We start from the raw sequence: 15,921 nt of genomic DNA on the forward strand, positions 1-15,921 counted from the left end.
ATATTTCAACTTTAATAGGTATTGAAAAATTTTTAAATATTCAAAATTTAAATTGTTCAAACAATTATTTAACTACTTTAAATTTAAATAACTTAAGCAATATTGAAAATATAAATTGTCAAAGTAATCAATTAAATTCTTTAGATGTTAGTAATCTCCAATTTTTAAAAGTATTAAATTGTGGTCTAAATCAAATAACCAACCTTAATTTAAGTGGTTTAATTAATCTTGAAACTTTATTATGTACTTCTAATCAAATATCCTTATTAAATCTAAATGGATTATTAAATTTACAAAGTTTATATTGTTCTTCTAATCAATTAGATATCTTAAATTTAAGTAATTTACCAAATCTACAAAGTTTGGTTTGTTCTTCAAATCCTTTAACTACTTTATTTATTAAAAATAATAATCAAAATTTGCAAATTCTTGATTTTCAATTTAATTATAATCTACAATACATTTGTGCAGATGAAGAAGATATTGCTATGGTACAACAAAAAATAATACAATTTGGTTTGACAAACTGCCATGTGAATAGCTATTGTAGTTTTACACCTAATGGTACTTTTTATGAAATTAAAGGTGTAACAAAATTAGATAGCAATGTAAACGGTTGTGATGTTAATGATATTAATTTTCCAAATCTTAATTTTTCTATCACTAATGGAACAGTAACAGGTTCACTTATTTCGAACACAACAGGTAATTACTCAATTCCAGTTCAAGCAGGTACTCATACCATTACACCAGTTTTAGAAAATCCAACTTACTTCAATATAAGTCCAGCTAGTTTTGTAGCTAATTTTCCAACACAAATAAGTCCATTAAATCAAGATTTTTGTGTTACAGCCAATGGAGTTCATCATGATGTTGAGGTTACTTTTGTTCCAACAAATCCAGCTCGTCCTGGTTTTGATGCAAATTATACTATTATTTATAAAAACAAAGGAAATCAAGTTGAAAACGGTGCTATAACTTTAGATTTTAATGATGCAGTTTTGGATTTTATTTCAGCTAATCAATTATTAACTACACAATCAGTTAATTCATTAGCTTGGAATTATATTAATTTACAGCCTTTAGAAGCCAGAACTATAGATTTAGTTTTTAATGTAAATAGTCCAACGGAAACTCCTGCTGTAAATATTGGTGATCAGTTAAATTATACTGCAACTATAACTCCTTTAACAAATGATGAGTTTTTAAATGATAATTATTCTAGTTTAAAACAAATTGTAGTTGGTTCTTATGATCCAAATGATAAAACTTGTATTGAAGGAACGACCATTGGTCCAGATATGATTGGTCAATATGTGCATTATGTAATTCGTTTTGAAAACACAGGAACTTATCCAGCAGAAAACATTGTAGTAAAAGACATGATTGATTTAGCTAAATTTGATGTCAATACATTAATGCCTTTGCATTCAAGTCACGATTTTGTAACAAGAATTGCTGGAAACAAAGGAGAATTTATTTTTGAAGGCATCAATTTACCTTTTGATGATGCTAACAATGATGGTTATATTGCTTTTAAAATTAAAACCTTACCTACTTTAGTAGTCGGAGATACTTTTAGTAATGATGCTAACATCTATTTTGATTATAACTTTCCGATTACGACCAATACGTTCACAACCACAATTGAAGTGTTAAAAGTTAAAGATTTTGATTTTGGAACGCATTTTACTTTATATCCAAACCCTGTAAAAGATGTTTTGAATTTTCAATCTAAAGACAATACATTAATCAGCTCAATTGAAATTTATAATACTTTAGGTCAAGTTGTTTTAGCTGTGCCCAATGCAGTTTCAACGGTTGATGTTTCCAATTTACACTCTGGAAATTACTTTGTTAAAGTGAATACTGATTTAGGGGTTTCGAATACTAAGTTTATTAAGGAATAGAAAAAAGATAATAGATGAAAGACCGCTACGCTGCAAGATGAAAGATTCTAAATTACTGAAATTAATTCAGTATGATAAATTTTGTAGTTAAGAATCAAACTATCTGAAAATCCAGCATCCGAAAATCTGAAAATCCAAAAAAATGAGTAAATCCTTCATAAACTATTGCCCTAATTGCAACTCAGAAGACTTCTCTTTTGAAAATGATTTCAAGTTTCATTGTAATTCGTGTGATTTTGTGTTGTATCACAATATTGCAGCTGCTGTGGCTGTGATTATTAAACATGATGATAAAATACTCTTCACAGTAAGAAACGTCGATCCAGACAAAGGAAAATGGGATTTACCAGGTGGTTTTATCGATCCAAACGAAAATGCAGAAGAAGCAGCTTGTCGCGAATTAAAAGAAGAATTAGGAATCGATTTATTGCCGAAAGATTTAAAATACATTACAACCTCACCAAATAATTATTTATATAGAAATGTTCCTTATCGTACAATGGATATTTTTTATGAATATGAAGTAAATTCCAATAAAATAAACATTACTGCCGAAGATGAAATTAATGAGTTGATTTGGGTTACAAAAGAAAAAATCCAATTAGATAAAATTGGATTTGTTTCTATTCGAAAAGTTATTGAAGAAAATTATGAATTATGAGTTAAGAATTAGAATAAACTCATAATTTATAATTCATAATTAACTCGTTGCCATTCGCTTCAAAATTGCCCATTGTTTTAAAGCCGTTCTTGCTTCTACAGCTGGATAACCTAACATCGTTACTTTTGCAGGAACATCTCCCGTTACTCCAGAACCAGCACCAATAATTGCACCATCACCAACTGTAATGTGATCTTTTAGTGAAGCACTTCCTCCAACAATAACTCCATTTCCTAAAGTTACAGAACCAGCTAAACCGCTATTTCCAGCCATAATACAGAATTTACCCATCTTTGAGTTATGTCCAATTTGGACTAAATTGTCAATTTTACAACCATCACCAATCACTGTTGAACTAAATTTCCCTCTATCTACACATGAGTTTGCGCCAATTTCAACATAATTTCCTATTACAACATTTCCAATTTGAGGAATTTTAGCCAAACCTCTTTCCGGGCAAGGTCTAAAACCAAATCCGTCAGCACCAATAGTTGCATTTGGATGAAAAATACAATTACTTCCAATATGACAACGTTCTCTGATTACTGTTCCAGACCAGATTGTAGTATAATTTCCAATAGTACATTCATCTAAAATGGTAACGTTAGGATATAAAATTACATTTTCACCAATTACAGTATTTGGACCAACATAACAATTTGCACCAATTTTAGTTCCTTTTCCAATTATAGCGGAAGCATCAATGATAGCTGTTGGATGAATTTCTTGATGAAATATAGGTGGAGCAGGAGCAAAGAGTTCCAAAACTTGTGACATCGCTAAATCAGCATTTTTTACTTTTATGAATGCTTTATTTTCACCTGGTTCAATGGAGATATCTTCATTTACAACTGCAACAGAAGCATTTGATGTTTCCCAAAGTTTTTCATATTTCTTGTGACCAATAAAAGTAATTTCATTTTCTTTAGCAGCTTCAATTTGTTCAGGTGCTGTAATGGTAAGGTTTAAGTTTCCTAAGATTGTTCCTTTTAATACATCATTAATTTCTGATAAAGAAATAGATTTCATTTTAGTTTATTTTGATTAGTTGAAACCAAAAGTAATAAATTTATAATATAAATAATGATTTATTGCCATTTGTAAAATTTCTTTGTTAATTCTGTTGAAATATTAGGCACAATTTTTAAACCCTTTTGGCATTGGTCGATAGGCGTAATATTTCAAAACTTCTTCAATGGCATATTGAAGCGCTTTGTTTATGGGAATAATAATATTACCCAATTTAAAATCAATTTGAGAGAGATTCATATAATAATCTGTGAAAATTGGAATTTTTAAGCCATTATTTATGGCTTCAGTAGTTTTTTCATAATTTTTTACCTGATTTTGTTTAATTATGGAACAAGTAGACATGCGCAATTGACCATATTTATCAGTATTTGCACCATAACCAAATAAACGACAAATTAAGCCTCTATATTTATAACTGCTACAATTACCAGAATGGTTGTCTATGATTGAAAGAGGATTATATACGTGACATATTGGAGTTGTTTTATGGGTAAGTTCAGTTAAAACTTTTTCAGCTTGACCGTTTAAAAAGAGATGAAATGCCCAAGGTAAAAATTCTAAAGGTGAAGCATTCATTTCGGGATTGGTACAGCATTTTCCACAACCCATTTTACAATGCAAACTAGTTTTAGATTGGAATTCAGAAATTTCTAAATCTAAATTTTGAAAAAGGTCTTCTACTAATTTGACTCTTCTTTCTATTGACATTTTTTTGTGAAGGTACTCTTTAATTAATCGGTATATTAGATTAATGAAGGAAAGGTTTTAAATGTAGAATAATTACGAATGGATTTTACTGCGGAATATCTACCAAAGCTCGGCTTTGAAAACAGAAAAAGTCTAAAAATAATTTCAAGTGAGCTTGATTATTTTTAGACTTTTTCTGTTTATTAGTGACCTCGACTGGATAGTCGAATTTATTTTTTTTCAACGCTTTTATTGGCTTCCTCGCGTTTTTTTTGGGTTTATTAAAGATGATTTTTTTTCAATTGTGGACTAAAGAGTACTCAAATGGACTCAAATGGACACAAAAATGGACACAAAAAACGTCTTTAAAACCCCCCTTTCATAACTTGTAATAATATTAACAGTTTAAAAATTTTCAAGTATGAAAACAAAATTTCACCTTCGTAAAGGTACTAAAAAAAGTACTATTAATTTTGAGTTTAGAAATGGAACTCAATTAAAATTTAGAGCTTCAACTGGCTTTGTAATAAATTCTGAAAAAGATTGGGATTTAAACAAGCAAAAGATGAAGTTGCTTTGTTCTACTTTAAATGCAAAACTTATTAATTCTAAGCTGTCAGAATTTGACAATCTACTTAATGACTTGCTTTACAAAGAAAACGAAAATGATATAGGAATTGAAGCTATTAAAACTATTTTTAATGAAGTTTTTGGTTTTAAAGAAGCTACCAAACCTAAAAAACAAAATATGCTTTTTCGAGATGATACTATTAAGAATGATAATGAAAAAGATTTTATTACTTACTATGAATGGTTTTTGATATTTTATGCAAAAAATAATTCTCCTTATTCTAAAAGAGTATTAACTAAAGGTACAATTACAACTTTAAAAAATTCATTATCAAATCTAAAAAAATATATGAAAAGTAGAAATTTAAAAACCCTTTATTTTGATGATATAAATCGTATATTTTATAACGATTTTATCATATTTTTAAACGATAAAAATTACACAAAAAACTATGTAGGGACAGTAATACAAAAAATAAAAACAGTTATGGGATATGCATTAGATGAAGGAATGCACACTAATTTAGAGTTTAAAAAAAGTTATTTTTCAAAAGTTTCAGAGGTAATTAACCATCCTTATTTGGATTTAAATGAACTAAAGGCAATTGAAAAATTAGAATTTGTTGATAAAGAAATGGATGTTGCTAGAGATGTTTTTTTAGTGGGTTGTTTTACAGGTTTACGAATAGGAGACTTATTAAGCTTTATTAAAAACCCTAATTTCGCTATTGTAGAGGGTAATAGGTTTATACAATTAAAGCAAAGTAAAACCGCTAAACAAGTTTATATACCGCTAAAATCTAATGTAAAAAAAATTATGGAAAAATATGATGGAAATCTTCCTGATTATTTACACCAGAACATTATCAATAAACATTTAAAATCAATTTGTAAACGAGCAAAGATTACAGAAAAATATCAATACACAAGAACAGAAGGTGGAGTTGAAGTTATACATGATGAGCCAAAATTTAAATTCATTTCAACACATACAGCAAGAAGGTCTTTTTGTACAAATGCTTTTAAAGAAGGAATACCTGTTCATGATATTATGGCAATATCAGGACACAAAACCGAACGTATTTTTTTAGACTACATAAAAGTTGATTTATTGCAAAATGCTTCAAGAATTGCTGAACATGCTTTTTTTAATTAATCATTATAACTATTGTAAAAAGGGCTTTTCAAGCCCTTTTTACTTTTAAAAGCACCAAACTTTTAAGTAAATCTTCTTTCTTATAATATCTACGATTTCCAATACCATAGCATTCTATTTTACCTTTGTTTGTCCAATTCCAGAGGGTAGTACTATTAATTTTTAAAAATTCACAAGTTTCTTGTCTTGTCATTAGAATATCAGTTTCTTTTTCTTCAAGTTGTTTTTTTACTTGTAAAAGTTCTTCTTTAATCACCTCTTTTATAATTTGCTTTAATTCATCAGGTAAAATGCAGTGCAGTAAAATTGATTTTTCCATTTATTTTAAATTTAATATTAGTTACGTTGAATTGCCTGTAAGTGTCTGTTAAATTATATTTTTAGGTTATTTTAATTTTTATAAAAGATACTAAAGTCAAAAAAAATAATTTTATTTCATACATTTGTAACAGAAATTTATGAAATAAAATAGCGTTTTGCTGATAATCTGTAGTTGAAAGGTCGAACATTCAAATGCATACAGGAAGGTCAGAGTAAACGCTCATGCGATATGCGTGGGCTTTGCTTTACTTTGTATGCAGGTATTCGACCACCTCAACTACGAGTAGAGTAATTTGTCCCACGCTGTTTTTTTATAGTAAAATATCAATTTGGGTCAGTTGATTATTTATAATTATGAAAAAAATATTACTCATTTTCGCATTACATTTTTGTCTTTTTAGTTATTCGCAAAATATTGCTGTAAAACCAAGATTAAATAACACAGAAAACAAAAGTCAACCTCAATACCCGAGCATAGTTCAAAATAATTCAAATCAAACTTTACCATATCCAATAATTTTTATTCATGGATTAAATTCTATTTCAGATGTTTGGTATGATTTAGGAGTACAAATGATTAATAGTGGTCTTTCTGTAGGTGGTAGAATTGATATTTGTTTAAATGATGATGGGAATAATAACGTTGCAAATAAATTACTTTATCCAACTCCTAATGCTGACATACATTTATACACGGATATTAATAATTTATCAGTTGGAGATTTTTATTTTTTAAATTTTGATGTTGATAATTTTGGCAGGTTAAGAAGCAACACAAATTTTACCGATGTATTAAGTAATGAATCTGCAGTCGTAAAGCAAGGAGTTGCTTTAAAAATTGCTGTCCAGATGGTTCTTCAAAAAACGGGAAGAGATAAAGTTATCTTGATGGGACATAGTATGGGTGGTTTAGCTTCAAGAGAATACATACAAAATCCTTCTAACTGGCAATCTGATGGTAATCATCACGTAGCTAAATTAATTACTACAGGAACACCACATGGTGGCTACACAGGAACTAATGCTGGATTGGTTACAGGTATTGAATCACGTTCTGAAGCATACCGAGATTTAAGAAAAGAATATACTTACAGCGGATTTAATGGAGTTTACCTTTATGGTGGAACTGAAAATACAAGTGTTATTTCAAATAGCATTTTTTCTGTTTTTTACAATGTTGACATTAATTGTAATGGTATTAATGGAGATAACAACTTAATTTCTGGATTGAATCAAAAAAATCTACCTTTAACATTAGATTATGCTTATATCATAGGTAATTGTACAAATTGTAGTTTACTTCAAGACAGTATTGAAGGTGATGGAATTGTAAGAAGTGTAAATGCTAATTTAAATAACTTTTATTCGCTTCCTACCCCAAGAAATGAGTTTATTCATACAGCTGATGCAATTGATTTTTACATTGGTTTACATTCCGATTTACCCAAAGCAGTCCCTGTATCATTTAAAGGCTTAGATGAACCTAACGAATATAATTTATCCTATGAGGTAAATTTAAACCAAACATATACTGGGTTTGTAACAGAACAACCTGTTTTAGGCTATTCAAGTGATTACGATGATTATAAAATTAACATAACAACTAATGGTAACTACACTATTGTTATTAATAATTCATATTACAATAGTATTTCTTACAGGATTTTAGATTCAAGCTTTAATATTTTAGCAACTAACACAATAATTCCAAATTCTTCACAAAATTCATTTCAACACAATCTTACATCAGGTATTTATTATTTAGAATTTATTTCAAATGGAAGCTCTACGAGTTATTTGTATCCATATACTTTTTTAATTCAAAACGCCTTATCATTAGAAGATAATATAATTTCAGAAGATATCTTAGCCTACCCAAACCCATTTACTAATCAACTTACTATTGAAGCAAACGAGCCTATTTTTAAAGTTGAAATCTTTAACCTTTTAGGACAAAAAGTTAAGAATATAGAAATTAAAAATTCTAATGAAAAATCAGTAAATATTGAACTCTCTGAACTAGCAAAAGGAAATTATATAGCAAAAGTAACGTCTGAAAATTCGATAAAAACAATTAAATTAATTAAGAAATAAATAATTATTAAAATTGGAAAAAGGGCTTGTTAGCCCTTTTTTTGTTTTCCTAATATAATTTCTTCGAGAATTGAATTTCCCTAATTCGACATTTCTTGGAATTTTTTTCTAAATTCCAATGGATTTTGGATTTTTGGAAACGATTCTTTTGTTCCACCAGAACCAACTACTCGGATAGTTCCATAACCAAGTAATCTGCCAAGAAGTCCTTGTTCAACATTGATACTTTCAATTTTACTGTGGTTCATCTCAAAAGTTTTTCTGCTAATTAAACCAGTTTTTATAATTACTCGTTTGTTGGTAATTGCAAACTCGTCCGTGTATTTATCAATCACTGGTGCAATGAATAACGTTAGTATAGCTCTCAAGTTGCAGAAGATTATCCAATGATAATAAGTCTCAAATATGACGTTTTCCTCTTTTATTAAATTGTTGTCAATATATTTTCCCATTTTGTTTTATTTTAAAATTTGTTTAGAACCATAATTTGATGGCTTTTGTTGTGTACTATTTCTAATTTAATTATTAATCATTAATAATGAAAGATTTTCCATTTCTTAACTGTCATTTTGTATTTGTGGTGGTTCTTTGGTCATTTCTGAATCGTTTAGAATTTTTTTTTAATTTTTTTTTAATTTAAAACTTACTAATTTTCAAAAATTTAGTAATCTACAGGTTGTGAAACTTTAATTTAGATTTCATTATTACATCAAATTTCATTTATTATTGAATTATATATATTGTAAAAAAACCTTTTTTTTATAATTCTTTAAACAAAGCACCACAACTTTTAAGACAACTAAAGTCAATTGCTTGTTAGGGTTGTTGTTTTGACTTAACTTGTCCCAAAAATTACATTATATGTTCAATCAGCATAAAATTTACCGTGTACTTCGACTTATTACGCTCTTACAAAACAAACCCTCTAAATCGGTTCGGTTTATGGCAAATCTTTTGGACTGCACGGAAAGGACTGCTTATCGTTATATCGACTTGTTAAAGCAATTAGGTTTTGAAGTGCAAAAAGATGAACACAGCAAATTCTATATTGTTTCTGAAAATGCTGATATTGATGAAGGCTTTACAACGGAGGAAGCCAATTTTTTGATTGAAATGACGAAAACTGCTGGAAAAGAAAATATTTTAAAAGATGCCGTTTTAAAGAAAATATACTTGAAGTCAGAAGTTTCGCAACAGGGAAACTTGCTATTTAAAGCCCATTTAAGCAAGTTGGTAGAAAAAATAAACAAATCTATCGCTGTAAACAAAAAAGTGGTTTTAAAGCACTACCATTCGGTAAATTCTAATAAAATTTCAGATAGAATAGTTGAGCCAATACAATTTACAGAAAATTACAGTGCCATTTGTGCTTTTGAGGTGGCAAGTAAGCAAAACAAATATTTTAATTTAGAACGCATCATTGATGTTGAAGTTTTGGAAGAACCTCAAGAGTATCAAGAACAACACCAAGTAGAAAAAACGGATGTTTTTGGATTTACAGAACGCAATGGCGAAAAATTTGAGGTGGAATTACAATTATCACTTCGTGCGTTTATTCTTTTTAAAGAAGCTAATGCAGGATTAGAAAAATACATCACCAAAATAGAAAATTCTGACCTTTACTTACTGAAAGTCAATGTAAACAATCCTAAACCAATTACCAGTTTAATAAAAGGTTTTAAAGAGGAACTTGAAATAAAAGGTTCAAAAGCCTTTATGGCTTATTTAAAAGCCGAAAAATCTTTCAAAATATAGTTAAATTTAATACATTTGAAAATCAAGAAATAATTACAAAAACAATGTTTGAACAAACTTTCAAGAATATAGACGACATCTTACACAAAGATGCTGGATGCGGTAGCGAATTAGATTACGTAGAACAAACCTCTTGGGTATTGTTCTTAAAGTACTTAGACGATTTAGAAAAAGATAAAGCAACCGCTGCAGAATTAACTGGAAAGCAATACAAGCCTCTTATTGATACAGAATACCAATGGAATGTTTGGGCAGCTCCAAAAGGTGCTGATGGAAAGATAGACCATCATAAAGCACTAACTGGCGATGACCTTGCCGATTTTGTAAACATTCAACTATTTCCATACCTTAAAAAATTTAAGGTTGCAAATGCAGAAAACGCTGATACAATTGAATATAAAGTTGGCGAGATATTTAGTGAACTAAAGAACCGCATACAAAGCGGCTACAACCTTCGAGAAGTAATTAACCGTATTGATGAACTTCGTTTCCGTACCCACGCTGAAAAGCACGAAATGAGTCATTTGTATGAGTCCAAAATTCAGAATATGGGTAATGCTGGGCGTAATGGTGGCGAGTACTACACGCCAAGACCATTAATTACTACTATTGTGAAAGTAGTTGCTCCAGAAATAGGCAATACAATTTACGATGGTGCTGTAGGTAGTGCTGGTTTCTTGTGTGAAGCTTTTGCCTATTTGCAAAACAGCAAAAAACTAACGACTACTGATGTAGAAATTTTACAAAAGAGAACCTTTTACGGAAAAGAGAAAAAGTCATTGGCTTACATTATTGGTACAATGAATATGATTTTTCACGGTATTGAAGCACCAAACATCGTACACGCCAATACTCTTGCCGAAAACTTAGCCGACATACAAGAAAAAGACCGCTTCGATATAATATTAGCTAACCCTCCGTTTGGTGGAAAAGAACGTGCCGAAGTACAACAAAATTTCCCAATTAAAACGGGTGAAACGGCTTCTTTATTTTTACAACACTTTATTAAAATACTAAAGGCGGGTGGTAAAGCGGCTGTGGTAATTAAAAATACCTTTTTGAGTAATACTGATAATGCTTCTGTGGCATTGCGTAAACAATTGTTAGAAAGTTGCAACTTACATACGGTTTTAGATTTACCAGCTGGTACTTTTACTGGTGCTGGAGTAAAAACTGTAGTGTTGTTTTTTGAAAAAGGAAGTGCAACCAAAAAGGTATGGTTTTACCAATTGAACTTAGATAGAAACTTAGGTAAGACCAACGCTCTTAATGAAAAAGATTTAGCAGAATTTATTGAATTACAAAAAACTAAAGGAGAAAGCGAAAATTCTTGGAGCATTGCAGTAAAAGATATTGACCAAAACATTTTTGACCTAAGTGCCAAAAACCCTAATAAAAAAGAAGAAGCGGCTTTACGCCATCCTCAAGAAATTTTGGAGGAAATTAAAGCCTTAGATGAAGAAAGTGCTGATATATTAAACTCAATTTTGAAACTGATATGATAAATTGGGTAGAAAAAAATCTTAATGAAGTATGTGAGTTAATTACTTGTGGTGTTGCGGCAAAACCTCAATATGTTAGTGATGGCATACCTTTTCTTTCAGCGAAAAATGTTAAAGATGGGAAAATAATTTGGAGTGGATATAATTGTGTAACTAATAAAACTCATAACGAACTTACTAAAAACAATAAGCCTTTAGTAGGTGATATACTTTATACAAGAGTTGGTAGTTATGGAGAAGCGGCAGTAATTGAAGATGATATTGAATTTAGCGTATTCGTAAGCCTTACTTTGATTAAGGTTGATAAACGTGTATTAAATAGCTATTATTTAAAACATTATCTAAATTCTGATTTTATCAAAAGACTTGCGAAAAAAAGTATAAGTGGCTCTGGTGTTGGAAACTTAAATGTTGGAACAGTTAGAAATTTCCCAATTTTGCTCCCACCACTATCCGAGCAACAACGCATCGTAGCCATATTAGATGAAGCCTTTGCCGCCATAGCAAAAGCAAAAGCCAATGCAGAACAAAACCTCAAAAACGCTAAAGAACTTTTTGAAAGTTATTTGCAAGGGGTGTTTGAGAATAAAGGTGATGGTTGGGAAGAGAAAACTTTGGGAGAAATTGCATTTGTAAAGAGTGGTGGAACTCCTTCAAGAGCAAAAAAAGAATACTGGCAAGGTAACATCGCTTGGTACTCATCTGGAGAACTAAATGATTTATATACTAAAGACCCAGAAAGACAAATAAATGAATTGGCTATAAATAATTCAAATGCAAAAATTTTTCCAAAAGGTTCTTTGCTAATAGGAATGTATGACACTGCTGCCTTAAAAATGTCAATTATTGAAAGGGATGCAACTTTTAATCAAGCAATCGCTGGTGTAAAACCGAATGATAAAATTGATTTGATATTTATCCTACATTCTATCAATTCAATCAAACCAGATTTATTAAATTTACGAAGAGGTGTCCGTCAAAAGAATCTTAGCCTTGAAAAGATTAAAAATATACCAATCTTTCTTCCTACTATCAAAGAACAAAAGACAATCGTTCAAAAATTAGATGCCTTATCAACCGAAACCAAAAAATTAGAAGCCATTTATCAGCAAAAAATAAATGATTTGGAAGAACTCAAAAAATCCGTTTTACAAAAGGCGTTTAGTGGGGAGTTAAAAACAGCAAAAGCATTAGTTTTGTAATATGGAAGAAAGTCAAAATTTAGATAAAAAATCACTGCGATTTCTAAAAGGTAAAAATACCGATTGGGATGAAATGGCTAAAGATTGCGTTGCTTTTGCCAATGCACAGGGAGGCTTTATTTATATTGGTATCGAAAATGAAGATGCTCTGCCACCAATTAATCAAAAAATTACAGATAAAAATATCCCTGAAACTATTCAAAAAAATATTGTTCAGCGTACCGTAAATGTTGCAGTAGCAATTACTATAAATTTAGCCGATAATAAAGCGGAGTTTATTAAAATACAAGTTTTTAGAAACGCACAAACGATTGCCTCTACAACTGATGGTAAATATTACATAAGGGTTTCTGACGAGTGCCGACCTATTCCACCCGATGAAATGGCACGATTAGCTGCCGATAAAAATGCTTTTGTTTGGGAAGAACAAACTACAAAAAAGGTCAACAAATTAAAAGTTGATGAAAAAAAGAAAGTGACATTTTTGAGTGATATACGAAAATCACAACGAGTTAGCTATTTTATAAAAGAAATGTCAGATGATGAAATTCTTGAATATTATTTTCTTAAAAAGGGAGACGTTCTTACCAATTTAGGAATTTTATGGATTGGCGAGAGAAATGATAGGGCTTCTTTGCTTTATCCACCTGCAATTCAAATTATTCGTTACAACGAAAATGATGAAAAAGTCTGGAAATTACTATTAGATGATTACTTCCTAAACCCCAAAGAATTGCTGGACAAAGTGCTAAACGATGTTCCTGATTGGCAAGAGAGTATGGAGGTTTCAGAAGGTATGTTTAGAAAAAATATTCCTTTTTTCCCAATAGAGGTAGTGAGAGAATTAGTAGTAAATGCATTGGTGCACCGCACCTATACTACCAGAGGTGATATTTTTATAAATATTTTCACCGACAAATTAGAGATACATAGTCCTGGTCGTTTGCCTTATGGTGTAACCCCTAAAAATATTTTAAGTCAATCCATTAGACGAAACGAGCAACTCTCCAAAATTTTCTACGATTTAGGATTAATGGAAAAAGAAGGTAGCGGATACGATTTGGTTTATGCTAAATTATTAGGCTCAGGAAAACCACTTCCAATAGTAAGTGAAACAAATGAAAGAGTTACTGTAATTGTTAAGAAGCAATTTATAAGTAAAGAGGTAGTTCGATTGATGGATAAAGCAAGTTCAGATTTTAATTTAAAACAGAAGGAAATTATTTCTCTTGGATTACTTGCTCAACAACAATCTTATAGTGCAACAGAAGTATCCAAAATTTTAAATCAAAGTGAGGAACAAGGTTTAAGAAATTGGTTAGGTAGATTGGTAGAACTTGAACTTATTTTAAAGTCTGGAAAGGGTAAGGGAACTCAGTATTCCGTAAACCCCGAGTTTATTCGCAAAATTGATTTTAAAGGGAAAACAAATCTTAAAAATATTGAAGATTACAGATTGGAAGAGTTAATTTATAAAGATATTTCAGCTTATCCTAATAGTGCTTTTGGGAATATTCACTCAAGAATTGGAGAAGAAATTAATAAGCATAAAGTTAGGCGTTTATTAAAAGAAATGACATCTTCGGGTAAGTTAAAGGTTGAAGGTATTAATCGTTGGGCAAGATATTCTATTGAGTAAATTATGTTAGAAAAACAACAAATACTCAATAGAAACTCAATAGAAATTAATATATAGAAAAAAGAACGAAGCAGTAAGTAACCAACAATTAATTCAATACAATGCTGCTGATGGTAATGTTGTTATTGTTTTAAATCTTGCTAACGACACCGTACGGTTATCTTTGAATGACTTGGTGCAATTGTTTGAAAGAGATAAGTCGGTTATTTAAAGGCATATTAGTTCTATTTATAAAGAGGGAGAATTAGTAAGAGATGCAACTGTTGCAAAATATGCAACAGTTCAAAAAGAAGGCGGTAGAAAAATTACCAGAGATATAGAATACTTTAATCTCGAAGTGATATTATCGGTAGGATATAGAGTAAACCTAATCAATAGCAATAATTAATTATGAACGAAGCAGAAACAAGAGCAGAACTTATAGACCCTAAATTAAAGGCTTGTGGCTGGGGCGTTGTAGAAGGTTCAAAAATCCTTCGTGAATACAATATTACCGCTGGTAAAATACAAACTGGTGGTGGTAGGTCTAAAAAAATTATTGCCGATTATGTATTGGTTTACAAAGGCATTAAATTAGCAGTTGTAGAAGCTAAAAGTAATGATTTAGGTGTGGGCGAAGGTGTGGCACAAGCCAAACAATATGCCGAGAAACTAACTTTAGAAACTACTTATTCTACCAACGGAAACGAGATTTACAGCATCTGTATGAAAACTGGTACTGAAGGTTTGGTTGATAATTACCTTACGCCAGAGGAGTTGTGGCATAAAACTTTTGCTGTTCAAAATGAATGGAGAGAAAAATTTGCTACTGTTCCCTTTGAAGATAAAAGTGGTACTTGGCAATTACGATACTACCAAGAAATTGCTGTAAAAAATACTCTGGAGGCTTTAGCAAACAATAAAGACCGTATTTTACTAACCCTTGCAACTGGAACTGGAAAAACAGCAATTGCCTTTCAAATTGCGTGGAAATTATTTCAAACACGTTGGAACTTAAAGCGTGATGGCAGTCGCAGACCAAGAATTTTATTTTTAGCGGATAGAAACATTTTAGCTGACCAAGCATTTAACTCTTTTTCTGCCTTTCCAGAAGATGCCTTAGTTCGCATTAAACCGAGCGAGATTAAGAAAAAAGGAAGTGTACCTACTAACGGAAGTATCTTCTTTACCATCTTCCAATCCTTTATGAGCGGTACAGATGAAGAAGGAAAATCAGCTCCTTACTTTGGTGCTTATCCACCAGATTATTTTGACTTTATTATTATAGATGAGTGCCATCGAGGTGGTGCAAATGACGAAGGAAATTGGAGAGGTATTTTAGACTACTTTTCTCCTGCTGTTCAGTTAGGTTTAACAGCAACACCGAAACGAAAAGACAACGTAGATACCTAC

14 protein-coding genes are annotated in these 15,921 nt (G+C 30.5%); 10 read left to right on the forward strand and 4 right to left on the reverse strand.

The window, feature by feature from the left end; genetic code table 11:
• The coding region (locus AACZ53_RS08910; RefSeq protein ID WP_339837270.1) for a T9SS type A sorting domain-containing protein at nt 1–1,910 on the forward strand (1,910 nt) is incomplete at its 5' end.
• 142 nt (nt 1,911–2,052) lie between these two features.
• Nucleotides 2,053–2,571: an NUDIX domain-containing protein gene (locus AACZ53_RS08915; protein WP_339837271.1), complete on the forward strand. Its 519-nt coding sequence runs from the start codon at nt 2,053–2,055 to the stop codon at nt 2,569–2,571.
• 39 nt (nt 2,572–2,610) lie between these two features.
• Here the strand turns inward: AACZ53_RS08915 and lpxD are convergent, their stop codons facing one another.
• Both lpxD and AACZ53_RS08925 read right to left on the reverse strand, forming a co-directional pair.
• Nucleotides 2,611–3,600, reverse strand: coding sequence for a UDP-3-O-(3-hydroxymyristoyl)glucosamine N-acyltransferase (lpxD, locus tag AACZ53_RS08920; protein ID WP_339837274.1), 990 nt, complete (start codon nt 3,598–3,600; stop codon nt 2,611–2,613).
• Between the two features lie 102 nt (nt 3,601–3,702).
• The gene (locus AACZ53_RS08925) at nt 3,703–4,311 is read right to left on the reverse strand and encodes a YkgJ family cysteine cluster protein (RefSeq protein ID WP_339837276.1); all 609 of its coding nucleotides are present in this window, start codon (nt 4,309–4,311) and stop codon (nt 3,703–3,705) included.
• 400 nt (nt 4,312–4,711) lie between these two features.
• On the opposite strand from AACZ53_RS08925, the gene AACZ53_RS08930 reads away from it, so the two are divergent.
• On the forward strand, nt 4,712–6,016 hold the full coding sequence (locus tag AACZ53_RS08930; RefSeq protein WP_339837278.1) for a tyrosine-type recombinase/integrase: 1,305 nt from the start codon (nt 4,712–4,714) through the stop codon (nt 6,014–6,016).
• Nucleotides 6,017–6,044: 28 nt separating this feature from the next.
• On the opposite strand, the gene AACZ53_RS08935 is transcribed toward AACZ53_RS08930, so the two are convergent.
• Nucleotides 6,045–6,335, reverse strand: a complete 291-nt coding sequence (locus tag AACZ53_RS08935; protein WP_339837280.1) for a helix-turn-helix domain-containing protein — start codon at nt 6,333–6,335, stop codon at nt 6,045–6,047.
• 356 nt (nt 6,336–6,691) lie between these two features.
• Between AACZ53_RS08935 and AACZ53_RS08940 the strand changes: the two genes are divergently transcribed.
• Entirely contained in the window at nt 6,692–8,431 is a 1,740-nt protein-coding gene (locus AACZ53_RS08940) for a T9SS type A sorting domain-containing protein (protein WP_339837283.1), read from the forward strand.
• Between the two features lie 80 nt (nt 8,432–8,511).
• Here AACZ53_RS08940 and AACZ53_RS08945 read toward each other — a convergent pair whose 3' ends face one another.
• The gene (locus AACZ53_RS08945) at nt 8,512–8,883 is read right to left on the reverse strand and encodes a PH domain-containing protein (RefSeq protein ID WP_339837285.1); all 372 of its coding nucleotides are present in this window, start codon (nt 8,881–8,883) and stop codon (nt 8,512–8,514) included.
• A 409-nt stretch (nt 8,884–9,292) separates the two neighbouring features.
• Between AACZ53_RS08945 and AACZ53_RS08950 the strand changes: the two genes are divergently transcribed.
• From AACZ53_RS08950 to AACZ53_RS08975, 6 genes are all read left to right on the forward strand, one after another.
• Nucleotides 9,293–10,186 (forward strand): WYL domain-containing protein, encoded by an 894-nt coding sequence (locus tag AACZ53_RS08950; protein WP_339837288.1) that lies wholly within the window; start codon nt 9,293–9,295, stop codon nt 10,184–10,186.
• A 44-nt stretch (nt 10,187–10,230) separates the two neighbouring features.
• Nucleotides 10,231–11,688: an N-6 DNA methylase gene (locus AACZ53_RS08955; protein WP_339837291.1), complete on the forward strand. Its 1,458-nt coding sequence runs from the start codon at nt 10,231–10,233 to the stop codon at nt 11,686–11,688.
• Complete coding sequence (locus AACZ53_RS08960; protein ID WP_339837294.1) at nt 11,685–12,890, forward strand: restriction endonuclease subunit S; 1,206 nt, start codon at nt 11,685–11,687, stop codon at nt 12,888–12,890. Before AACZ53_RS08955 ends, AACZ53_RS08960 begins: the two co-directional genes overlap by 4 nt.
• Nucleotide 12,891: 1 nt before the next feature.
• Complete coding sequence (locus tag AACZ53_RS08965) at nt 12,892–14,529, forward strand: ATP-binding protein (RefSeq protein WP_339837296.1); 1,638 nt, start codon at nt 12,892–12,894, stop codon at nt 14,527–14,529.
• A 226-nt stretch (nt 14,530–14,755) separates the two neighbouring features.
• Complete coding sequence (gene rhuM, locus AACZ53_RS08970; protein ID WP_339837301.1) at nt 14,756–14,917, forward strand: RhuM family protein; 162 nt, start codon at nt 14,756–14,758, stop codon at nt 14,915–14,917.
• Between the two features lie 2 nt (nt 14,918–14,919).
• On the forward strand, nt 14,920–15,921 hold a 1,002-nt coding region (locus AACZ53_RS08975; RefSeq protein WP_339837298.1), incomplete at its 3' end, for a DEAD/DEAH box helicase family protein.

Source organism: uncultured Flavobacterium sp., assembly GCF_963975005.1.
Taxonomy (GTDB): Bacteria; Bacteroidota; Bacteroidia; order Flavobacteriales; family Flavobacteriaceae; genus Flavobacterium.

Excerpts from the sequence above, each read along its gene's own strand:
- AACZ53_RS08915 (WP_339837271.1), top strand. The coding sequence starts at position 2,053 with ATGAGTAAATCCTTCATAAACTATTGCCCTAATTGCAACTCAGAAGAC.
- lpxD (WP_339837274.1), bottom strand. The coding sequence starts at position 3,600 with ATGAAATCTATTTCTTTATCAGAAATTAATGATGTATTAAAAGGAACA.
- AACZ53_RS08925 (WP_339837276.1), bottom strand. The coding sequence starts at position 4,311 with ATGTCAATAGAAAGAAGAGTCAAATTAGTAGAAGACCTTTTTCAAAAT.
- AACZ53_RS08930 (WP_339837278.1), top strand. The coding sequence starts at position 4,712 with ATGAAAACAAAATTTCACCTTCGTAAAGGTACTAAAAAAAGTACTATT.
- AACZ53_RS08935 (WP_339837280.1), bottom strand. The coding sequence starts at position 6,335 with ATGGAAAAATCAATTTTACTGCACTGCATTTTACCTGATGAATTAAAG.
- AACZ53_RS08940 (WP_339837283.1), top strand. The coding sequence starts at position 6,692 with ATGAAAAAAATATTACTCATTTTCGCATTACATTTTTGTCTTTTTAGT.
- AACZ53_RS08945 (WP_339837285.1), bottom strand. The coding sequence starts at position 8,883 with ATGGGAAAATATATTGACAACAATTTAATAAAAGAGGAAAACGTCATA.
- AACZ53_RS08950 (WP_339837288.1), top strand. The coding sequence starts at position 9,293 with ATGTTCAATCAGCATAAAATTTACCGTGTACTTCGACTTATTACGCTC.
- AACZ53_RS08955 (WP_339837291.1), top strand. The coding sequence starts at position 10,231 with ATGTTTGAACAAACTTTCAAGAATATAGACGACATCTTACACAAAGAT.
- AACZ53_RS08960 (WP_339837294.1), top strand. The coding sequence starts at position 11,685 with ATGATAAATTGGGTAGAAAAAAATCTTAATGAAGTATGTGAGTTAATT.
- AACZ53_RS08965 (WP_339837296.1), top strand. The coding sequence starts at position 12,892 with ATGGAAGAAAGTCAAAATTTAGATAAAAAATCACTGCGATTTCTAAAA.